Origin of the sequence: Actinomyces timonensis DSM 23838 (genome assembly GCF_000295095.1) — a bacterium.
GTDB classification, from domain to species: Bacteria; Actinomycetota; Actinomycetes; order Actinomycetales; family Actinomycetaceae; genus Actinomyces; species Actinomyces timonensis.
In genome coordinates this window covers 23823-45451 of record NZ_JH806633.1, presented here as the reverse complement: position 1 = coordinate 45451, position 21629 = coordinate 23823, and the positions used below count along the sequence as shown (strand labels likewise).

The window sequence follows — 21629 nt, the reverse complement described above, 5'->3', positions numbered from 1 at the left end:
TCCCGCAGGCCGTGTCGATCCCGTCCTCGCCCGGCGCCTCCTGGGGGGCCTGGGACCTGGCCGTCAGCGCACTCACCGGCCTGGTGGCAGGGGCGGCCCTGACCGCCCTCATCATCCCGGTCCTGCGGCGGGCCGGCGTCATCGATATCCCCGTGGGCCGCTCCCTCCACGCGCGGCCGATCCCCCGCGGCGGGGGCGCGGCCCTGGCCCTGGCCACCGTCGTGGCCGTCATGACGGGGCTGGTCAGCGCCGTGGCGAGAGGGCCGGTCCCCAATTCCGGCAGGATCATCGAGGTGGTGAGCGTGGGGCTCAGCGCGATCCTCGCCCTGGCGATCCTGGGGCTCGGCGACGATCTCTACACGCTCCCGATCGGCGCCCGCCTCATCGCCCAGGTGATCCTGGGCGCCGGACTGGCCCTCCTCACGACGTCGATCACCGGCGCCCCGCTGTGGCTCGCGGTCCCGCTGGACGCGGGCGCCGTCGCCATGGTCAACGCCACGAACTTCATGGACGGGGCGAACGGCGTCGCCGCCGGGCACGCCCTCGTGACCGCGGCGTACTACGCGCTCGTGGCCTGCCTGGCGCGCATCCCCGGCCTGGCGCTCGTCATGGCGGGGCTCGGCGGGGCGGCCGCCGGGTTCCTGCCCTTCAACGCGCCCCGCGCGCGGGTCTTCCTCGGCGATGCCGGCTCCTACGCTCTCGGGGCGGCCTGGTCCTTCGCCGCGGCGCTCTGCCTGGTCTCCGGGGTGCCCCTGCTCGTCGCGGTGGCCCCGCTTCTCGTGCTCGCCACGGACACGGGCCTGACCCTGTGGCGCCGCGCCCGCTCCGGGCAGCGCTGGTACGAGCCGCACCGCGAGCATGTCTACCAGCGGCTCGTCGCCGCGGGGTGGCCGCATGGGGCGGTGGCGGGCCTCGTGGGCGCCTGCGCGGCCGCCTGCTCGGCGGTCGCCCTGGTCTCCTGGGAGGGACCCGGCGGGCGTGTCGCGTGGGCGCCGGGGATCATCGGGGCGCTGGCGGTCCTGGCGTGCTACATGAGCCTGCCCGCGATCGTGGGCGCGGCGCGCGGCCGGGCCCGCGGCGAGGACGGCCCCTACCCGCGGGCCGAGTCGCCCGAGGGGGGCGGGGAGCGATGAGGATCCTCCTGCTCACCCACTACTGGGAGCCCGAGGCCGGCGCGCCGCAGAACCGCTGGCGCCGGCTGGCCCGTGGCCTGGTGGAGCGCGGTCACGAGCTCGCCGTGCTCGCCCCCGCCCCGCACTACCCGGCGGGCACGCTCCTCGATTCCTCTCCCCGGCTCGCCCCGGGGGCCATCGCCCGCGATGCCAGCGGGGCGATCATCCACCGCACGGCCTTCCGGCCCTACGGGACGGGCATCGGCGGTCGGGGCGCCGATCAGGCGCTCGCGGCGGCCGATGGGGCCCGCCTGGCCCTGGCGCGTTTCGGCGGGCGCCACCGCCCCGACGTCGTCATCGGCTCGGTCCCGGGCCTGCCCACCCTGCCCGCGGCGCTGGCGGTCGGACGCGCGCTGCGGCGCCCCGTCGTCGCCGAGCTGCGCGACGCCTGGCCGGACATCCTCGATTCACGCCACCACTGGGCCGGCGCCCCAGGCGAGCCTGACCGCATCAACAGCGCGGACATCAATAGCGCCAACAGGCCCGGCAGGGCGCCCGGTGGCCTCAGCGGCGCGCTGCCGAGTCTCCCGCGCCTCTCGCGCCATCGCGCCGCGGGACTCATCCCCCCGGCGGTCACCGCCCTGGAGCGGCGGGCCGATGCCGTCGTGGCCACCACCGACTCCTTCGCCCAGGCGCTGCGCGAGCGCGGCATGAGGAGGGTGGAGGTCATCCGCAACAGCGCGACCCCGTCCCACTGGAGCCTGCCCGCTCCCCCGCTGCGCCGACAGGGCGATAACGGGCGCCCGGAGCTGCGCGTGGTGTATCTGGGCACGATCGGGCGCAGCCAGGGGCTGGCGTCCGCTGTTCAGGCCGCTGCCCTCGCGGCGGACCAGGGGATCCGCCTGAGGCTGCGGCTCGTCGGCGATGGCGCGCAGGCCGCCCATGTCCGCGCCACCGCCGTCAGGCTCGGCGCCCCCGTGGAGATCCTCCCGCCCGTCGCGCCGGAGGCGGTGGCCGAGCACTACGCCTGGGCGGACACGGTCCTCGTGAGCCTCCAGGACTGGCCCGCCATGTCCATGACGGTCCCCTCCAAGCTCTACGAGGCCCTGGCCACCGGCCGCCACATCTCCGGCGCGCTCGACGGCGAGGCCGCCGCCATCATCCGATCCGCGAGCGCCGGGATGGTGGTGCCCCCGCAGGACGCCGCCGCGCTCGCCTCGGCCTGGGCGGCTCTGGCGGCGGACCGCTCCCGCCTGGCCGCGAGCGCCGGGCCGCGGTGGCTCACCCGACACGCCGGCGAGCGCGACCAGCTCGACCGCTACGAGGCGCTGCTGCAGGAGGTCGCCCGTGCCTGAGACCAGAGCCCCCTGGACGGGTTCCTCTCACGCCGCCCCGCGGCCGGCGCCCCCTGTGACGCTCACCCGGCTTCGCGCCGTCAGCCTCCTGGCCGACACCGCCGCGCACCATATGGCGGAGGACCCCCTCCTGCTAGCCCTGCAGAGCGCGCGCCGCCTGCCCCATGGGGCGCGCGCGGCGCTGTCCGAGGCGGTGGGCGCGGGCGCGGCTGGCGGCTCGATCCGCCCGGCCCTCGCCGCCATCCTCGCCGACCGCCCGGACCTGGCGGCCGAGGCGCTCTCCCAGGCCCACCCCGGCTCCGGCCTGGGACGGCGCCTGGCGGCGGAGATCGCGCTGGCCTCGGGCCGGGCCGACCTCATCCCCGGCGGGGCCGAGGGCGCCCCAGCGAGGATGAGGGCCCGCCAGCTGTGGTCGCGGGGGCAGCTGTCCGAGGCCATCGGGGTGCTCGACGCCGCCCTTGCCGACTCCCCGTCGCCCCGCGAGCCCCGGCCCGCGCGCTCTCATCGCCCGCTCCGGGCAGCCCGGGCCCGCCTGTCGGCCGAGCTGGCGACGATGTCCCCCGGCTTCGCGCTGCCCGCCGTCTCCTCCCCCCACTGGCAGGGGCCCCTGCGCTCGGCGGCCCCCCGAGTGCTGCACCTGCTCACCAACTCCCTGCCGCACACCCAGTCCGGCTACGCCATGCGCTCGCACCACCTGCTCGTGGCCCAGAGGCGGGCGGGCGAGGAGCTGCGGGCCGTCACCCGGATCGGCTACCCCGTGACCGTGGGCCGTGTGGGGGCGGCGCCGTGCGACGTCGTCGACGGCGTCGAGTACCACCGGTTGCTCACCGCCCGGCTCGCCCCCACGCCCGCTGCCCGCCTGGCCCAGACGGCGCGCCTTCTGGCCCAGCAGGTGGCGGCCTTCCGCCCCGAGGTGCTGCACACGACGACGAACTACGCCAACGCCCTCGTGGTCGCCGCCGTGGCCCGGGGGCACGGCCTGCCGTGGGTCTACGAGATGCGCGGGATGCTGGAGTACACGTGGGTGGCCTCCCGTCCCCCCGAGCAGCAGGCCGAGGCCCTCGCCTCCCAGCGCTTCGCCCTGCTGCGGGCCAAGGAGACCGAGATGGCCCGGATGGCCGACGCCGTCATCGTCCTGTCCGCGCTCCAGCGCGACGACCTCGTGGCTCGGGGCGTGCCGGCCGAGCGGATCACGGTCATGCCCAACGCCGTCGAGGCGGAGGTCCTGTCCGCCGAGCACCGCTCCCCCGCCGAGGCGCGGACTCGTCTGGGCCTGCCCGCCGACGGCTTCTGGGTGGGAAGCGTCTCCTCCCTCGTCGACTACGAGGGCTTCGACGTGCTCCTGCGCGCCGTCGCTCTCGCGCGGGAGCAGGGCCTGGACGCGCGCTGCGCGATCGTGGGCGACGGCGTCAGCCGCCCCGGGCTGGTCGCGCTGGCGGGCCAGCTGGGGCTCGGCCCCGGGGTCTGCGTCCTTCCCGGCCGTGTCCCGCCAGGCGAGGCCCTGGGCTGGTACCAGACGCTCGACGTCTTCTGCGCGCCCCGGCGCGACACCCCGGTGTGCCGGATGGTCACGCCGATGAAGCCGCTGACGGCGCAGGCGCTCGGGCGCCCGGTGATCGCCTCTGACCTGCCCGCGCTCGTGGAGGTCACCCGGGGCGGCGGGCTCCTCTTCCCCGCGGGCGACGCGGGCGCCCTGGCGGAGAGGATCCGCCAGCTCGCCCAGGCCGGCAGCGAGGCGGGAGCCTCCCGAGCGGCCCACATCACGCCGTCGGCTGGGATGAGCCTGCCCACCTGGGAGGAGAATGGGATGGCAGCCCGCACGATTCATGAGGAGGTGCGATGAGTATCAGTCCTCCGGCACCCTGGCTCGGAAGGTCCGATATGACAGGGCTGAGGCCCGTCGGCAAGCGCCCGCCCCTGGGGGCGTACATCCGGCAGACCTGGCGGCGCCGTCATTTCATCTGGGCGGACGCCCGCGCCCGCGCCCTGGGCACCCAGCGGGGAACACTCCTGGGCAACATCTGGCTCATCGTCAAGCCGATGCTCGACGCCCTCGTGTTCTTCTTGGTCTTCGGGCTGCTGCTGGAGACCAACCGCGGCATCGACAACTTCGTGGGCTACCTGCTCGTGGGCGTGACGATGTTCCCCACGCTGCAGCGCGCCATCACCGGCGGGGGCCAGGTGCTGTTCGCGGGGAGGAACCTCATCCGCTCCTTCTCCTTCCCACGGGTGGCCCTGCCGATCTCCTTCATGATCCGCGGCGCCCTGGACACCCTGCCGCCGCTGGCCGCGCTGCTGCTCATCGTCATGATCCTGCCGCCGCACGCCTGGCCGTCGTGGCACTGGATCCTCATCATTCCGATCTTCGCCCTGCAGAACCTCTTCGCCCTGGGCCTGACGCTCTTCACCGCGCGGCTCACGGCGCAGCTGCCGGATATGCGCAATGTGTGGCCCTTCGTCGCCCAGTTCTGGTACTTCGGCTCCGGGGTGTTCTTCTCCTTCGACAAGATGATGCACCGGCCCGCCGCCCGGTTCGTCGTCGACTGGAACCCCGGCTACAAGCTGCTGACCATGTACCGCGACGTCATCCTCTACCAGCGCGTGCCCTCGGGGCGCGACTGGGCGGTCATGGGCCTGTGGGTGCTCATCACCGTGGGCGTCGGGTACGTCTTCTTCTGGGCGAAGGAGGAGTCCTATGGCGTCGAGCGCTGAGATCCCCCCGCGGGGCGGCTCGCCGACGACGGCCGGCCAGGCAGCGGTGACGCCCGCGACGGCCCCCGCGACCGTCGTCGTCGACGACCTCCATGTGCGCTACCGGGCGCCCTCGGCGGACGCCTCGGCCATGCGCGCCCTCAGCCCCGCCCGGCAGGTCGCGATGAGGGCCCTCGGTCAGCGCCCGCGCGTGGCCGTCGACGCCCTCAAGGGCGTGTCCTTCGTTGCCCGCGCCGGGGAGTCCCTGGGGATCCTGGGACGCAACGGCTCGGGGAAGTCCACCCTGCTGCGCATCGTGGCGGGCCTGGAGACCCCGCGCTCCGGGAGGGTGCTGGCCCGCTCAACACCGGTGCTGCTGGGCGTCAACGCGGCCCTCGTGCCCGACCTGCCCGGGGAGCGCAACGTCATCCTCGGCTGCCTGGCCATGGGGATGACGCCGGAGCAGGCCCGCGCCGCCCTGCCCGGGATCGTGGGCCTGGCGGGCATCGGCAAGGCCATCTACCGGCCCATGAACACCTACTCCTCGGGGATGGCCTCGCGGCTGCGCTTCGCGATCGCCGTGTCCGCCAGCCCCGACATCCTGCTCATCGACGAGGCCCTGTCCACCGGGGACGCCGCCTTCAAGGAGCGCAGTGAGAGCCGGATGGCCGAGCTCCGCGCGAATGCCGGCACGGTGTTCATCGTCAGCCACGCCGCCCAGACGATCGAGGAGATGTGCACGCGGGCCATCTGGCTCATGGACGGCGAGCTCATCGGCGACGGCCCCGGCCCGGAGATCGCCCACGACTACCGCTGGTGGTCCTGGAACGTGGCCAAGGGCGAGCACGCCACCGCGGAGGAGATCCTTCAGCGCTGCCGCCGCAAGTGGGCGCCACGCGCCCCGGCTGCCCCGGCGCTGGCCCCGGCTGCGAGCCCTGCGCCCGCCCCCTCGGCACCGCGAGCGCAGGCACCGGCGGCAGCACGGGAGACGGCCTCGGCGCCTGTCGTTAGGATGAGCGGGCAGGCGGCCCCCGGGCACGCCGCTCCCCCACCCGTATCTCCCCGCGCGGCGCGCAGCACCGGCTACGCGCCCCGTCACCGTAAGGACGCCTCCCAGTGACCGCACCCGCCCCCGCTCGATCCCTGGCGATCCTCGGATCCTGCGTGGGCAGGGACTCCGCCACGGTCCTCCAGGAGCGCGGCTGGCGGGTCACCCGCTACATCGCCCGGCAGTCCATCATCTCCACGGGCACCGCGGTGGACATCAGCGCCATCGACGCCGGCGCCCTGGAGAGCGATTTCGCGCGGCGCTGCCTGGCCTCCGACGCCGCGGGCGACGCCGAGGCGCAGCTGGAGGGCCTGGCCACCACCACCGATGCGCTCCTGTGGGATCTCACCGACGAGCGCCTCGGCATCATCGAGACCTCCCCCGGGCACTGGCTCACCCGCTCCACGGAGGGGCTGACGGCCGGCCTGCGCACGGGCTCCGACTTCTACGCGCCATTGGGCGGGCGGCTCATCGAGCTGGGCACCGACGAGCACCAGGAGCTCTTCGCCACCGCCCTGCCCCGCCTGGCGGCGATGCTCGAGCGCGTCGGGCTGCTGGAGCGCACGATCCTCCTCCAGGCGCCCTGGGCGGCGCGCACCACGCGGGGGCGCTCCACCCTGCGCAGCTGGGGCATGAGCGCGCTGGGCGCCAACTGGGCGATGATCGACTACTACGAGCGGGCGCGCGAGCTGGGCACGCATGTGCTCCAGGTGCCCGACGAGCTCGTCGTCGCCGACGACAACCATCGCTGGGGGGCGGCCCCCTTCCACTACATCGGCGCCTTCTACGAGTGGGTGGCCGACGGCGTCGAGGCCTTCGCCGCCCGCGCCTGAGCCCGGCCGGCGCGACTCAGGGCATCTCGCCGGCCCCCGGCGGGCCCCAGTGGCTGATGCGGGAGGTCGCCAGGATCTCGGCGTCGTCGATGGCCCAGGTGTGCTCAGCGGCGTCGCCCCGGCGCTGGACGAAGCCGAAGCGGGAGGTGGAGTAGACGCGCGCGCCGGCGTCGATGGCCCCGCGCAGCAGGGCGGTGTCCTCGCCCCGGGAGGCGTCGGGGAAGCCGACGGCGCGCGCGAGGTCGATCCTGGCCACGATCGTGGGGCCGGAGACGAAGGCGGTGTACCGGTGCTCCCACTCGGGGAAGCGCAGGACGGTGAGACCGCTGCCGGACAGGTGCATGTAGTGGGCGTGCTTGCCGACGATCCCTGCCCCCGAGTAGTCGATAGCGGCGAGAGCCTCGGCCAGGTAGTGGGGGCTGTAGAGATCGTCGTCGTCCATCTTGGCGATGAGGTCGGCGTCGACCCGCTGGAGCATGGCCGTGTAGTTGGCCCCGAGGCTCGCGCTGGTCGGCGCGCTCATCCAGGTGGGCTCCAGGCCGAGCTCGCGGGCGCGGGCGCGGGCGGCGTCGTCGGCCTCGAAGCCGTGGGTGAGGATGACCGGGCGGATCTCCACCCCCTCCTGGGCGGCGAGGGTCTCCAGGGCCCCTGCCAGGCGGTGGGGGCGGTTGGTGGAGATGAGGGGCGCGATGGTGGGGGGCCGGTGGCGCCGCTCGGCCATCCCCAGGTCGGCCAGAATGGTGTCCACCCGGTGGGTGTAGGTGTGGTGGGCCCAGATCTCGCGCTGGGCGAGGTGGGTCATGCGCTCGCCGAGCCCGGGATTGGCGCACAGCGCCCGGATGGCGTGCTCGGCGCCGGTGCGGTCGCCCAGGACGGCGAGGCTCCCGGCCGGCAGGAAGGCGCCAGTGGCGGGGCTGGGCATGGTGACCACCGGCGTGCCGCAAGCGGTGATCTCGAAGATCCGGCGCGCCATCATCGACGGGCTGGTCACCACGGAGTTGACGTTGAGGAAGACCCGGTGGGCGCGGTAGGCGGACAGCATCTGGATGTAGTCCAGGCTTCCGCGCACGGCCCGGTCGTGGGGCGCCGGGAACTGGTAGCGCTCGTCCTCCCCCAGGTAGCGCGAGTAGATGACGAGGTCGTGGCCGCTGCGGCGCCCGGCGTCGGCGGCTGCGCCGAGGAGGGTGTCCATCTGCTCGCGGCGCTCGGGGTACTTGTGGGCGAAGTACATGCCGGCGAAGGCGACGCCGTGGCGCTCAACGGGGCGAGCATCGGGCCCTGTCAGGCGGATGGGGTTGTGGATGGAGGGCTGGGCGGCGAAGGGCAGGAGGCCGACGCGGTCGTGGCCGAGCGCGGCGCGGTAGCGCGGCAGGAGGGTGGAGTCCGTGGTGTAGACGCGGTCGAAGAGGGCGGCGGTGGCGATGGCGTCGTCGTAGTGGGCGGGGTCCTCCTTGTTCCAGAAGACCGTGGGGATGCCCGCCGCCCGGGCGGCGGCGACGAGGGCCCGCAGGCCCTCGGAGGGGGCGGACTCTCCGAGCACCTGGTAGATCCAGGCGTCGTCGTTCCCGTGCCAGGCGGACTCGACGAAGATGAGGTCGAGGGGCTCGGATGCGATCTGCTCGCGCCAGCGCCCGGGGTCCAGGGGGACGGCGCGCCACTCGTAGCGCAGGGCCAGGGTGGTGAACTCGTCGGCGATGACCCCGGCCCTCACCTGGTGCCGGGGCTCGGCGTCCTCGGGGAGGGACCAGTCGGGGATGCCATCCACGCCCCGCGGGGCGGCGGTGCGCGCGCGCCGGTGGCTCGCGGTGGGGCGGGCCGCGCGCTGGCGGCGGCGGTGCTCCCTCAGGCCCGCCAGGCCGCCGTGGCGCAGGTGCCACAGCGCGCGCCGCGCGCTCACAGCTCGATGGTGCCCTCGGGGAGGGACCAGCCCAGGATGAGGGCGTTGACGGCCATGAAGGTCGGGCCGAGGACGACGCCGGGCACCCATGGGTGGTCGGCGATCCGGTAGTCCGAGGAGTCGAAGAGGAGGGTCGGGCGCTTGAGGCGCTCGGCATACTCGACGACCATGTCGTGCTGCGGGGACTGCGGGGAGGTGAGGAAGACTCCCCTGGCGCCCGTGGGCCGCTCGGAGGCCAGCAGCTCGGCGAAGACCGCGTCCTTGGTGGAGGTGAAGACCTCCGGGCCGGTGAAGTGGGCGTCGTCGCGGGAGCGCTCGTAGTACTCATCCCCGAGGACGGGGTCGGCCGCCACGAACGGCAGGCCGAGGGCCACCCCGTGGCGCACGGCGCCGGTGGCCCCCTTGGAGGAGCCCAGGAGGCAGACCTGTGCGGGTGGGATCTCGAGGGAGCGGATCACCCGGGCGATGAGCGAGCTGACGGCGGTGGCGTTGCCGGGGGCGTCGAGGGTGTCGCCGTAGAAGGAGCCGACCACGCCGCCCAGGTCGCCGATGCGCAGGATCGCGGTGTCCCCGGGGGTCAGGCCGCGCAGGTGCTGGTAGTGGTGGGGGAAGTACCTCCACAGGGAGGCCTCGTTGTAGTTCGAGTGAATGGCGGAGAAGACCACGACGAGGCGCCGCAGGGCGTTGCCGCCCTCGGGCAGGATCATCTGGTAGAGGACGCCGTCCTTCGTCATGGAGATCTCGCCTGAGGTGATGGGCTGCCAGAAGCTCCGGATGCGGCCGCGGGCGATGTACTTGGCGACGCCGTCGCCGCCCTCCCAGATGAAGTAGCCCTTGCCCGCCAGGAGCTTGTGCAGGGCGTGGAGGCGGGCGTCGGATCGGCCTACCCCGATGGGGCCGCCGGAACCGGTGATCGCCGCGTCGGCGACCCGGATGAAGTCGGGGTCCTGCTCGGCCAGGGCGGCCTGGAAGCCGGCGGGGTCGGAGGCGAAGTCGTCGAGGGGAACGTCCCACACGCCCTTGTGGGGGCGGCGGGGCAGGAGCTCGACACCATCTAGGTAATCCATGTCGGTACCTCTCAGCTCTGGCGGGCGCTGGTGGACAGCGGCGCGATCGTGCTCCCCACCGGGATCCCCAGCAGGAGGGCGTTGAGCGCGGCGATAGCGGGCCCGAGGACCGCGCGCGCCACATCGGGGTGGGCGGCGACCCGGGGGTCATCGGACTCGTAGACGGCGCAGGGGCGCCGCAGGTCCCGGGCGAAGGCCTGCGCGTCGGAGGAGATCTCGGATCCTCTGGCGGTCAGGACGGCGCTGGGCGGCGGGGAGGCGCTGCCGGGCTCGTCGATGAGCTCGGCGAGGACCTCCTCGACGCGCTGGGGGAAGATGGGGGCGCCGGTGAAGTGCTGGTCGTCGCGCTCCTCCCGGTAGAAGGTGTCGTCGACGATCGGGTCGACGGCGACGAAGGGAAGATGCAGGCGCAGGCCGTGGATGGCGGCGCCGGTCGCGCCCTTGGAGGGGCCGATGAGGCAGACGCGCTGGGGCGGCAGGCCGAGCCTGCGGATGGCGGCCACGATGAGCTCGGAGATGTCATCGCAGTTCGACGGCGCGTCCGCGGTGTCCATGAAGAAGGAGCCGGAGATGCCGCCGAGGTCCCCCAGCCTCAGCACGGCGGTGCCAGGGGGAGTGAGCGATCCGATGTGGCGGAACTGGGGGAAGATGTAGCGGTCCAGCCCGGGGTGGTTCCAGTCCGAGTGCATGCCGGAGAAGACGACGACGAGGTAGCGGGGGGTCACGCCCCACTCGGGCTCCTGGAAGGAGTAGGCGACGCCGGAGCGGGTGAGGGAGCACTCGCCGGTGCGCACCTGGTCCCAGAACGAGCCGACGCAGTCGCGCCGCACGAGGATGCCCTCGCCGTCGCCGGCACCGGCCACGAGGTAGCCCTCGGCGGTGATCGCCTTGAGGGCCGCGCGGACCTTAAGGTCCTGGCGCGCCAGGGCGATGAGAGTGGTCCCGGCACCGAGGCGCTCGTCGGTGACCCTCAGGCGGTCCGGCGGCGCCATGGTCGCCGGCTTGAGCGTCGAGCGGGGCGAGGCCATGAGCGAGGGCAGGTCCACGGTCACGGTCCTGCTTCCCGCCTCCTGGCGGACGGTCCCCACGTCGTCGAAGACTCCCACTGTTCCTCCTCGTGCTGGGCGCGGTTGATGCCTCTGGTGGTCGATCGGTCAGGTCATGAGGGCGCCGAGCGCCCGCTCGGAGGCGTGCCCGTCGTCCCAGGGGACGAAGAACTCGGCGCGCTGGCGGTAGCGGTCCCCGTAGCGCTCGTTGTAGCCGTCGATGCCCCCCAGCTCGGCGAGGAGGGCGTCCTGCTCGTGCAGGAGCGGGCCGACCGCGCACTCCCCCACGGTCATGTACATGCCGCGCGAGGCCGTGTAGTCCTCCAGGTCGGGGACGTAGTTGAACACGGGCTTGCCGGTGCACAGGTAGTCGAACATGACCGAGGAGTAGTCGGTGACCAGGGTGTCGGAGACGATGAGCAGGTCGTTGATGTCGTGGTGCTCGGTCAGGTCGAGGATCCTGGCCCGACTGGCGTCCTTGGCCGAGGCGCGGCGGTTGTAGTTGTGCCCGCGCAGGATGATGGTCCACTCCTCACCCAGCTCGCTGGCCAGGCGATCCAGGTCGAGGAGCTCCTGCATGGCCGAGACCTGGCCCCCGGCACCGGTCTCCCGGAAGGTCGGGGCGTACAGGAGAACGCGGGCGTCGGCGCGCAGGCCGAAGCGGGATCGCAGCTCGCTGCGCTCGGCGTCGTCGGCCCGCACGAGGCGGTCGTTGCGGGGGTAGCCGATCTCCAGGATCGGGCCGTCGTAGAAGAACTCGCGGGCGGCGATGGAGGAGAAGAAGGGGTTGGGCGAGACCAGGCCGTCCCACTCCGAGCTCTCCTCGCGGCCCCGCAGGGCACCGACGGCGTAGGCCCAGGGGGTCTCCTCGATATGGGAGCGCCCGATGTGCTTGAGCGGCGTGCCGTGCCAGGTCTGCAGGTAGCGCTGGAAGGGCCGGTTCCCGTAGCCCTCGATGCCGCCGACGTTGTTGACGACGTAGCGGGCCCTGGCGAGCACCTCGAACCACTTCGCGGAGCCCTTGAGCAGCGGGGTGGCGCCATCGGGCACGATGACCGAGCCGTCGTTGACGGCCCAGTAGAGGTCGAGGCCGGTGTTCTGCCTCTTGAGCTCCTCGAAGAGGGCCAGGGGCGAGTCCGCGGCGTGCCCCTCCATGAAGGAGGCGAACACGGCGGCGTCCATGGGCTCAACACTCGTGGCGGTCTTCCACTGGTTCAGGAGCCGGAAGCGGTTGTGGCGCCCGCGCTCGGTGTGGAGCAGTCCCTCATCGACCAGCATGGTCATGTCCAGGGAGTCGGCGGAGATGTGGAAGCGCGAGTGAAGGGCGCCATCCCAGATGTTCATCTGGAGGGTGGTCTGGAGCAGGGAGGAGTTGGCGCGGATGCGGTACTTGGAGTCCCGCCCGTCCACGCGCAGCCAGAAGTGGTACTCCCCCGTCCTCCAGGCGATCTCGCGGTCGGCGTACCAGCCCTTCTTCCAGGGGCGGATGGTCACCGCGAAGCGCCCGGGCGAGGGGACATCGAAGGAGCAGTGCTCGAAGGCGCCCTTGTCGCTCCACATCGACACCGTCGACGCGGGGTCGACCTCCGCGGGGCAGCGGCCGGTGAGGCGCCAGGCATGGTCCTCGTAGGTGATCTCATCGACGATGAGCGAGGAGGCGCCGTCGACGAGGCACAGGGAGCCATCGGAGTCCCCGCGCACGGACCAGGCCTGGTCGCCGCTTAAGCGCACGAGGCCCTGAGCGGGCACGACCCGCTCCCAGTCGCCGCGGGCGTTCTTGACCTCCAGGTGCCAGCCGTTGCGCGCCCCCTTGGGGACATCGCGGCCCGGGACCCGCGACATGGACATCGAGGCCTCGACGGCGCCGCCATCACCGCCTTTGAGGACGGCGGGCAGATTGGTGGAGTCGTGGTCGCGGATGTAGCGGGCCTCGCGGATGGGCGAGCCGTCGACGGAGCGGATGAGGGTGGCGAGGCTGGCGTCGCGCTCGACGACGCTGGTGGCCAGGAAGGAGAAGCGGCGCTGGTCCACGGTCAGGGGCCGGGTCCAGGACGACCAGTCGATGGAGGCGCTCCAGCCGTCGTCGGAGATGGCGGTGTCCCCCAGGCGGATCGCGCCGCCGCGCCACACGGGGCGCAGCTCCTCGACGTCGGAGGCATGGGTGCGCGAGGCCACCGAGTACCACATGGTCCAGGTCCGCGAGGCGCCGGGCTCCTCGGGCAGCGCGGGCAGGCGGGTGGCCAGGGGCTCGGAGACGATGAAGCCGCAGTCCTCGCGGTCCCCGATGCCCGCGGGCCAGGAGCCGTTGGCCCACTCGTTGCGCACCCGGCGGTGCTCGATGGGCACGGTCAGCCCGTCGTTGGAGCGCAGCTCGAAGGAGATCACCTGCTCCGCGCCGGTGGGCAGGATGTCGAGGAAGGCGTAGCCCTCGACGGTGAGCAGGCCGTCGTGGATCTGGGCCTCGGTGACGGTGCAGCGGGGCTTGGCGTAGCGGACCATCGAGTCGTAGCCGCCCTCGATGAGGGGGGCGAGCATCTCAGGGTTGACACTGAGATCGGCGTGAATGCCGCGCTCGTCCTCGACGATGGGGATGTCGAAGAAGTGCCGGTTGATCCACGCCTCGGCGCGGTCGGCCATCTGGATCTCGCCGCGGGCCTGCCAGGCCACGAGCGCCCGGCGCCCGAGCGGGATGCGGGCCATGAGATCGGGGGTCACATGCGGCCAGTAGCGGGTGAGGGTGGAGATGTAGGCCTGGTCGAACTGGGGGTCGCGCCCGAGGTAGGGGGCGTAGACGGGCAGGTCCCCCTCGAGGAGCTTGAACAGGAGGGTGTCGCGCAGGACCTCGGAGTTGGCCTGGTCGGCCACGAGGTCCCAGGTGCGGTCCACCATCTCCATCTTGTCGACGAGGTTCTTCAGCTCCCCGCGCTTCTGGGTGATGGAGGAGCGGTCCTCGCGCTCGCGGTAGAGGTAGACCGAGTCGAAGACGACGTCGATCGAGGAGGCCGCCGCGTAGGCGCGGGCCACGGGGAACATGTCCTCGTAGAGCTTGCCGACGGGGAAGTCGATGCCGTTGTCCGCCAGCAGGGAGCGCCGGTAGACCTTGTTCCAGGAGGTCGTGTCGAACATGAGCTCGGGGTGCTCCTGGATCTGCACGCCGGTGGCCACCCTGGAGCCCGGCGCGAGCTCGGGGTAGAGGGCCAGATCATGGGAGTAGCCCTGGTTCCAGCCCTGCCATTTCCTCTCGCCCTGGAATCGGAGGACGTTGCCGGTGGCGATATCAGACCCGCTGTGCTCGAGGGCGCCCATGAGGCGCTCATAGGCGCGGGGGTCGAGGAGGTCATCGGAGTCGACGAATCCGATGAAGTCCCCGGTGGCGACGGCCATTCCCGCATTGCGCGCGTCGGAGAGCCCGCCATTGGGCTTGTGGACGACCCGGATGCGGGCGTCACGGGTGGCCCAGGCATCGCACATCTGGCCGCAGCGGTCCGGCGAGCCGTCGTCGACGAGGATGATCTCCATGTCCTGATAGGTCTGCTTGACCACGGACTCGACGGCGGCGTCGAGGTATTCCTCGACCTTGTACACCGGGATGATGACGGAGAGCTTGGGGCCGGTGGTCATGGAGTGCTGGACCGGCTCGGTGGAGGTGGCGGCGGCGAGCACCGGCGGCAGGTGGGACGGCTCCTGGGCGCGCTGGGCGCCCTGGTGGCGCCGGTGGTAGAGCGCCCGCCGCACGGACTTGGGCACCACAGCGCGCCAGATCGGCTTCAGGGCGGTCGTCGCGGAGGATTCAGAGCTGTCCGCGGCCATCGGGCCTCCTTCGTCTGCGGGTGCGCGGGTCGTCAATGAAGAGGATCAGGACTGGGTCATATCGCTCTTGATCTGCGTCGTCGATATCTCGGGCGTCCGGGGCAGGTACACGACCTCGCAGAGCGAGCCGAGCTGCTCATCGAACTTCCCTTCCCAGTCGTCACCCATGACGAACGTGTCGATCTCGTATTTCGCGAGGTCATCGACCTTCTGCTCCCATGTGTTCTCGGGGACGACCAGATCGACATAGCGGATGGCCTCGAGCATCGCCCTGCGCTCCTCATAGGAGAAGTAGGCCTTCTTACCCTTCCCCGCATTGAATTCATCAGACGACAGGGCGACCACGAGATAGTCGCCGAGGGCCTTCGCGCGCCTGAGCAGCTCGATATGCCCGTAGTGCAGGAGATCGAATGTCCCATATGTGATGACACGACGCATCGAAGAACTCCTCAGGGAGAGGGCAGAGCACCTTCAGAACCGAAGATCACGATTCGATACCGAGTATGGTCGATCAATCCGGTCCTGTCACTCGTTCAAAGGGACCGATTCCATGGACAACCTCACAGGAACAGCATTTGATCTGGTAATTCTCAGAGAACACTCAGGATTGCCGACGCGACCAGAGCCCCCGGGTGTCGATGACGGTCCTGCCCGCGAGCGCCGACTGGTCGAGCCCGCGTATCTCCCGGTGGTCCACGAGGAGGAGCACCGTGCCCGCCCGGGCCACCGCCTCGGCCACCGGAGCCAGGCTCACACCGGGCCAGCGGGCGAGGGAGTCCGGCAGGGCGCCGATATGCGGCTCGGCGACGACGATCCTCGCGCGCGGAAGCGCCCGCGCCAGCGCCTCGACGATCGCCAGGGCAGGGGACCCGCGCAGATCATCGACGTCGGCCTTGAAGGCGAGCCCCAGCGCCGCGATGGTGGGGGCCTCCTGGCCCCTCACCGCGCGCAGCACCCGCTCGACGACGCGGCTGGGCGTGGCGTCGTTGACCTCGCGGGCGGCGCGGATGAGGCGCGCCCGCTCGGGGGCGGCCTCCACGATGAACCAGGGGTCCACCGCGATGCAGTGCCCGCCCACGCCCGGGCCGGGATTGAGGATGTCGACCCTCGGGTGCCGGTTGGCCAGCGCGATGAGCTCCCAGGGGTCCACTCCCTGGTCCTGGCAGATCGCGGCGAGCTCGTTGGCGAAGGCGATGTTGACGTCGCGGTAGGCGTTCTCCGCCAGCTTGGCCAGCTCGGCGGTGCGCGCGTCGGTGAGCAGCGGCGCACCGGTGGAGAAGGCCGCGTAGAGGTCGCGGGCGCGCCTCGCCCCTCGGGCGGTCAGCCCTCCGATGATCCGGTCGTTCTCGATGATCTCCGCCATCGCCCGGCCCGGCAGCACCCGCTCCGGGCAGTGGACGACGTCGACAGCCGCGCCCGCGGGGAGGGCGGGCACAGTGGCCCCGGCCCCGGCGCTTCTCGCGGCGCCCGCCTCGTCCCGCTCGGACAGGGGGACGGCCAGATCGGGGCGTGCCGCCTGAATGGCGCGGGCCAGGCGCGCCGTGGTGCCGGGAGGCGAGGTCGACTCCAGGATGATGAGCTCGCCACCGGCGAGCACGGGAGCGATGGCGGTCGCCGCCGCGTCGATGCTGCTCAGGTCAGCCCGGTGGCCGGCGGCCAGGGGCGTGGGCACGGCGACGACGTACGCGTCGGCGCGAGGCATGGCCTGCTGGGCGGTGAGCCTGCCCCTCATGATCTGCTCGGCGATGGCCTGCCTCAGTCCGGCCTCGACGAAGGGCGGCTCACCCCTGCCCACGGCCGCGACCCTGGCGGCGGAGGTGTCCACGCCGATCACCCGCAGGCCGGCCCTGCCCAGCGCGGCGGCGGTGGGCAGTCCGATGTACCCCAGGCCAACCACCGCGACGGTGCTGATCGGGGCCCCGTCCGCAGGGTCGGCCGAAGCGAGGGTCCGCGTCGTCGTCACTGTCTCACTCCCTCACTCCATCTCGATGCCCATGGGGCTGCTCTTCCCGCTCGTCCTCGTCATGCGGCCCGCGAGCGGCTGGCTCCGGCTGGGCCGGGACCCGCGCCTCACTCGACCGTGGAGGGGAGCTGCGGGACGGTGTCGGCGTGCTCGACGAGGTACTGCGAGACCGTGTCATTGGCGACCGCCTGGAAGAGGGGGGTGTCGGCGGTCGGGTCGAGCATGACGATCGACTGGCCGTCCTCGCTCGTGCTCGTGCCCTGGTAGGGGGCGGTGACGTAGGTGATGCCGCTTGATCCCAGTCCGCGCAGGCCCAGGGCGAGGGACTGCATCTCGTCGATGGAGAAGCCCTCATCCACCGACACGGTCCCAGCGGCCTTGGAGAGGAAGCTGTAGAGCCCGGCAGGATCGGACATGAGCCCGCCGTTGAGGACCTGGGAGACGATGGCGCGCATCCAGGCCTGCTGGCGCTGGATCCTGGAGAAGTCGCCGTGGGAGAGGCTGTAGCGCTCACGGGTGAAGGCCAGGGCCTGGGCCCCGTTGAGATGCTGGGCGCCCGCGTCGAAGTGGGTTCCCGCCAGCGTGGTGGGATTCTCCAGGCGAAGGGTCACCCCTCCGATCTCGTCGGTGAGGGTGGCGAAGGACTCGAAGTCGGCCACCGCGAAGTGGTCGATGCGCACGCCGGTGAGGTTCTCAACGGTCTGGATCGCCAGCGCCGGCCCGCCGTAGGAGAAGGCGGAGTTGATCTTCCCCTGCCCGTGCCCGGGGATATCGACCCAGGAGTCCCGGGGGATGGAGAGCACGGAGATTCCGTGCCGGTCGCCATTGACGTGGACGATCATCATGGCGTCCGTGCGCTGGCCGCCCTGCTCCCACTGGGAGGGGTCGCCAGCGCTGATCCGGGAGTCCGATCCCATGACGAGGATGTTGACCGGGGCATCGCCCTGGACCTCCGCCGCGGTCGGGCGGTCGGTGAGGCTGGAGAAGGGGTCGGGGATCCGCTCGATGGCCGAGTCCACGCGATGGCGCAGCCACCATCCGAAGGCGCCCACAGCCGAGACCAGCACGAGGAGGAGGACGAGGGCGGAGATGAGCGCGGCCCTCCAGCGGTGCCGGCGACGGCGCGCTGGAGGCTCCTTCTCCGTCTCATCGGAGGCCGCTGGCGCCGCAGAGTCCGGGGTAGCCGCGGCGGCGATCGCGAGCGCCGCGGCGTCGTCGGTCAGGTCGTCGGCGGGCGCCTGTTCGGCGGGGGCGGTGGGAGCAGCGTCCCCCGGGTACTCAGCGTCGTCGACGGCGTTGGCAGCCTCAGCGTCCCCAGCGTCCGCGGCGGAGAGCTCCTCAGGATGAGAGTCCCCCTCGGCCTCCGGGGTGCCCTCGGGAACGGCGGGATCGTCCGCCTCCTGGGACTCGTCCGGGGCGGGGGCGGCGTCGGGCTCGACGGGGCTCATCGGATCGCCTGGGCCGGCCAGCTCGGCGCTTGAATCGTCGGTGTCGCTCGGCACATCCGGATTTCTCGCGTTGTCATCGGCGGCAGGGACGAGATCAGGGGTCTCGTTCATGGCGCTATGGCATCACACCGGGGGCGTTTCCACCAGCCAGCGAGACCGGTAGGAGTGTCATCAGGGCAGATGCTCCAGGGCCTGGGATATCCAGGCGCGCAGATGCTCCAGGGTGTGCTTGACAGGATCTGGCCCGGCCCCCTCCGGGGCGCCAGTGGCGGGGGCTGACTCGCGCCCCGGCCCGGGGGGCGCCGCGAGGAGACGACGCAGCCCGTCGATGAGCCCGGCGTCGTCGTGGGTGATGGGCCAGGGGGCGTCGTCGGGCCAGTGGCCGTACAGGCCCTGATGGTGCCGGTAGTCCTCCAGGTCGGGCACATGGGCGATTGCGGGGCGGCCCGTGAGAGCGAAGTCCATGATGATGCTGGAGTAGTCGGTGACGAGGATGTCCGCGGCGAGCATGAGGGACTCCACGCTGGGGCGGTCGCCGACGTCGATGACGCCCGCGGGCGCGCCGGGAGCTTCGGGGAGCTCGGGGTCTCCGCTCGGGGCGCCCAGGGCGGGGCGGTTCATGTGGTGGCCGCGCAGGAGGACGACGGCGCCCGTCTCGCGGGCCACGCGCTCGGCGTCGACGAGGCGGGTGATGGAGGACTCGCCGTCGCGCAGTTCCTCGCGCCAGGTCGGGGCCAGTAGGACCACCGGGGCGTCGTCGGGAATCCCCAGCTCGGCGCGCGTCCGGCGCCGGGTCGCGGCCCGGGCGCGCGGATCGGCGGTCAGGGGCGCGTTGCGCGGGTACTCCCCCACCCACGTGGGGCCCGTGTAGCCCAGGGCCGAGCGCAGGCGCTCCTCGGCGGATCGCGACTGGGCGAGCAGAAGGTCCCACTGAGGGGCCTGGGCGTCGATCATGCGCAGGTAGGTGAGGCTGGTCGCCCCGGGGGCGGCGTCGTGGCCGAGGCGCTTGATCGGCGTGCCGTGCCAGGTCTGGAGGACGCGCTGGCCGGGGCGCTTGGCCCACCAGATCGGCAGGCAGTCGTTAGTGATGATGACTCTCGCAGTGCGCAGGGCGCGGAACCACTCCTCGCTGCCGCGGATGAGCGGGATCGTGCCGGGGGGCGCGGGCACGGTCCCGTCGACGACGGAGAACCAGAGCGGGGCCCCGATCCCCCGGCGGGCGAGGTCGGCGGCGATGGCGCCCGGGCTGTCCCCGCCGCTGCGCCCCTGGAAGGACTCCAGGAGGATGCCGTCGGCCAGCGGCCCGAACTCCGCCTCGATGAGCAGGCGCCTGCCGCGACGCGTCCGCTCGCTGGGCGCCAGGGGCGGCAGGAGGCTGACCGAGACGCGCCCGGCCTGGACGGCGAGCCTCGCGCCGCGGCATGGGCCGGCAAGGTCGAGCATGGGGGCGAGCCCGCCCGCAGGTCGGCAGTCCACGGCTGTCCCGTCGGGCAGCGCCCAGCGGAGCCACGAGGCACCGAGGGGGATGGCGGGGTCGTCGAGCGGGATCGATGCCCGCCACACGGGGGCGGCGGGGCGCGCGGGCGCTGCGGGGGTCATGACGGCCTCCACGGGGCCCCGGGAGGAGGCCAGGATGAGGCGGGCTGAGCGCTCCTCGGCCCAGTCGCCGCCGGGCCCCTCCAGCCAGAGCCGCTCCTCCTCGATCCAGGCGCGGTCGATCCGCGCGGCCCCGGGGTCCTCCCCCGGCGCCGGAGGCGGGCTGGCCGGAGCGGCCCGCCGCGCGCCCACCCACAGGTGGCCGTCCGGGTCGCGCCAGGTGGCGTGCTCGCCCGAGGGCAGGGCCTGGCTCATCCAGGCCGGGGCCGTGAGGAGGGCTGAGACCTCCTCGGATCCTGCGCTGAGTGTCACGCGCAGCGGCGCGCCGGTCTCGGGGGGCGCGTCCATGGCCAGGGTGGCGCGGAAGCCCGCGGCCTCGTAGCCGCGCCAGGGGTCCTGGGCGGCCTCGTCGGCCTCGGGGGCACTGCGGGGCTCGATCTCGATGGTGCCGCGGATTGGCGCCCCTTCCTCGCCGGGACAGGCCGATCCCTTTCGCGTGCGCTGGCCGACGAGCTCGATCCGGGGTCGCCCTGCGAGCGCGGGGTCGAGGCCGGGCACGCGCGCCCACCCCTCGATGACAAGGCTGCCCGCGTCGCGCCAGACCAGGTTCGTCGCCCGCGCCTCCAGGCCGAGGTCAATGGGCCGGATCGCGATCAGCGGCGCCGGTAGCGGGCTCAGCCGGTCCAGGACGGGGGCCGCGGCGCTCAGGCCGGCCCCGGCGGCGTCGGGGATGAGAGGGACGCTGGTGGTGTCCTCAGCGCGAGAGCCCAGGGCCTCCCAGAGCTCGTCGAGGGAGCCGTGGGCGAGGGTCCACAGGAGCGCCCGGTCGAGGAGCGGCAGCATCCCCCAGGCCGGGTCGGCCGCGTCCGGGAGGAGCCGGGCGGCCAGGGCGCGCAGGCGCAGGGCCTCCCCCTCCCCCGACGTCGCAGCGGTCAGTGCGAGGGGCAGGAGCCGGTTCCTCAGGATCGTCGCGAGGAGGCGCTCGCGCACGGGGCCGGAGGCGCCGTCGAGCAGCGCGGGCAGGCGGTCAGCCGTGCGGGCAAGGGCGTCCATCTGGCGCTCCCGGCTGGCCGGCTCGGCTGCGGTGCGGGAGCGGACGAGGGTGTCGACGACATCGATCCGCCGGGCGGCCACCAGCAGGGCGAGGGCGGCATCGCCGCGGTCAGCACGATCGTCGGCGGCGTCAGGGGCATCGAGCGCTCCGCGGCTGGCCAGCTTCCGCCAGGCGCGGGTGCGGGCCACGAGGCGGCCGGACGCCGGGGCCTCCAGCAGGTCGAGGGCGTCGTCGAGGCGCAGGCCAGCGTCCACCGGGCCCAGGGGCTCGGGGGCCCAGTCGCCGTCGAGCGCGCGGCCCGCCCCGATGGCGAGGTCAGAGCCCGTTCGCCGCAGCGACTCGATGAGGGCGGCGGGCCCGTCGTGCTCGATCCGGTCCTCCCCCGCCATGAGGAGCGCCCAGCAGGAGCGGGCGGCGTCCAGGGCAGCCCGGGCGCCCCCGTCGATGACGCGGACGCGGGAGTCGCGAGTGGCGAGTTCCTCAACCGCCTCGCGCGCGGCGCCGTCGAGGGCGCCATCGCCGCTCCCCCCGATGGCGACGAGCACCTCGATCTCGCGCAGGGACTGGTTGAGGCAGGAGCGGATGGCGGCCCGGGCCGTTTCCGCAGTGCCGGGATCGACCAGGACGATGCTGAGCGCGGGCCTGCACCACCGCCGTCGCAGGCGCTGGAGCAGGGGCGGACCGGGCACGATCAGGGGGTGGGCCGGGT

General features: G+C 73.0%; 14 protein-coding genes. 6 read left to right on the top strand and 8 right to left on the bottom strand.

The annotated features are described in order from the left end of the window. Positions 1–11 precede the first annotated feature (11 nt). Genes A1QA_RS0106530 through A1QA_RS0106505 form a run of 6 tightly spaced genes read left to right on the top strand, consistent with a single transcriptional unit; the run spans position 12 to position 7039 of the window. Entirely contained in the window at positions 12–1133 is a 1122-nt protein-coding gene (locus tag A1QA_RS0106530; RefSeq protein WP_244266107.1) for an MraY family glycosyltransferase, read from the top strand. After that, positions 1130–2467 carry a glycosyltransferase family 4 protein gene (locus tag A1QA_RS0106525; protein WP_017178115.1) on the top strand — a complete coding sequence of 446 codons (1338 nt, stop codon included), beginning with the start codon at positions 1130–1132 and terminating at the stop codon, positions 2465–2467. Before A1QA_RS0106530 ends, A1QA_RS0106525 begins: the two co-directional genes overlap by 4 nt. Next, positions 2460–4310: a glycosyltransferase gene (locus tag A1QA_RS0106520; protein ID WP_244266106.1), complete on the top strand. Its 1851-nt coding sequence runs from the start codon at positions 2460–2462 to the stop codon at positions 4308–4310. Before A1QA_RS0106525 ends, A1QA_RS0106520 begins: the two co-directional genes overlap by 8 nt. Beyond that, positions 4307–5179: an ABC transporter permease gene (locus A1QA_RS0106515; protein WP_154652301.1), complete on the top strand. Its 873-nt coding sequence runs from the start codon at positions 4307–4309 to the stop codon at positions 5177–5179. The genes A1QA_RS0106520 and A1QA_RS0106515 overlap by 4 nt, the downstream gene beginning before the upstream one ends. Next, positions 5163–6278 (top strand): ABC transporter ATP-binding protein, encoded by a 1116-nt coding sequence (locus A1QA_RS13850; protein ID WP_017178112.1) that lies wholly within the window; start codon positions 5163–5165, stop codon positions 6276–6278. The genes A1QA_RS0106515 and A1QA_RS13850 overlap by 17 nt, the downstream gene beginning before the upstream one ends. Further along, a complete protein-coding gene (locus A1QA_RS0106505) occupies positions 6275–7039 on the top strand; it encodes a DUF6270 domain-containing protein (RefSeq protein ID WP_017178111.1) in 765 nt (254 codons plus the stop codon). Before A1QA_RS13850 ends, A1QA_RS0106505 begins: the two co-directional genes overlap by 4 nt. A gap of 16 nt (positions 7040–7055) precedes the next feature. Here the strand turns inward: A1QA_RS0106505 and A1QA_RS0106500 are convergent, their stop codons facing one another. From A1QA_RS0106500 to A1QA_RS13835, 8 genes are all read right to left on the bottom strand, one after another. Then, a complete protein-coding gene (locus A1QA_RS0106500) occupies positions 7056–8936 on the bottom strand; it encodes a glycosyltransferase family protein (RefSeq protein ID WP_017178110.1) in 1881 nt (626 codons plus the stop codon). Further along, positions 8933–10003 (bottom strand): XcbB/CpsF family capsular polysaccharide biosynthesis protein, encoded by a 1071-nt coding sequence (locus tag A1QA_RS14985; RefSeq protein WP_017178109.1) that lies wholly within the window; start codon positions 10001–10003, stop codon positions 8933–8935. The genes A1QA_RS0106500 and A1QA_RS14985 overlap by 4 nt, the downstream gene beginning before the upstream one ends. Before the next feature lie 11 nt (positions 10004–10014). Then, on the bottom strand, positions 10015–11109 hold the full coding sequence (locus A1QA_RS14980; protein ID WP_017178108.1) for an XcbB/CpsF family capsular polysaccharide biosynthesis protein: 1095 nt from the start codon (positions 11107–11109) through the stop codon (positions 10015–10017). 48 nt (positions 11110–11157) lie between these two features. Then, complete coding sequence (locus tag A1QA_RS0106485; RefSeq protein ID WP_020372763.1) at positions 11158–14859, bottom strand: bifunctional glycosyltransferase/CDP-glycerol:glycerophosphate glycerophosphotransferase; 3702 nt, start codon at positions 14857–14859, stop codon at positions 11158–11160. 45 nt (positions 14860–14904) lie between these two features. Continuing rightward, a complete protein-coding gene (gene tagD / locus A1QA_RS0106480; RefSeq protein ID WP_017178107.1) occupies positions 14905–15297 on the bottom strand; it encodes a glycerol-3-phosphate cytidylyltransferase in 393 nt (130 codons plus the stop codon). 163 nt (positions 15298–15460) lie between these two features. Further along, positions 15461–16822: a UDP-N-acetyl-D-mannosamine dehydrogenase gene (wecC, locus tag A1QA_RS0106475; RefSeq protein WP_017178106.1), complete on the bottom strand. Its 1362-nt coding sequence runs from the start codon at positions 16820–16822 to the stop codon at positions 15461–15463. Between the two features lie 107 nt (positions 16823–16929). Next, positions 16930–18381: an LCP family protein gene (locus tag A1QA_RS0106470; RefSeq protein WP_017178105.1), complete on the bottom strand. Its 1452-nt coding sequence runs from the start codon at positions 18379–18381 to the stop codon at positions 16930–16932. A 60-nt stretch (positions 18382–18441) separates the two neighbouring features. Further along, entirely contained in the window at positions 18442–21609 is a 3168-nt protein-coding gene (locus A1QA_RS13835) for a bifunctional glycosyltransferase/CDP-glycerol:glycerophosphate glycerophosphotransferase (protein ID WP_017178104.1), read from the bottom strand. Between the last annotated feature and the right edge of the window lie 20 nt (positions 21610–21629).

Coding starts and splice junctions, on each gene's coding strand:
- A1QA_RS0106515 (WP_154652301.1), top strand. CDS start 4,307: ATGAGTATCAGTCCTCCGGCACCCTGGCTCGGAAGGTCCGATATGACA.
- A1QA_RS13850 (WP_017178112.1), top strand. CDS start 5,163: ATGGCGTCGAGCGCTGAGATCCCCCCGCGGGGCGGCTCGCCGACGACG.
- A1QA_RS14985 (WP_017178109.1), bottom strand. CDS start 10,003: ATGGATTACCTAGATGGTGTCGAGCTCCTGCCCCGCCGCCCCCACAAG.
- A1QA_RS0106485 (WP_020372763.1), bottom strand. CDS start 14,859: ATGGCCGCGGACAGCTCTGAATCCTCCGCGACGACCGCCCTGAAGCCG.
- tagD (WP_017178107.1), bottom strand. CDS start 15,297: ATGCGTCGTGTCATCACATATGGGACATTCGATCTCCTGCACTACGGG.
- A1QA_RS0106470 (WP_017178105.1), bottom strand. CDS start 18,381: ATGAACGAGACCCCTGATCTCGTCCCTGCCGCCGATGACAACGCGAGA.
- A1QA_RS0106525 (WP_017178115.1), top strand. CDS start 1,130: ATGAGGATCCTCCTGCTCACCCACTACTGGGAGCCCGAGGCCGGCGCG.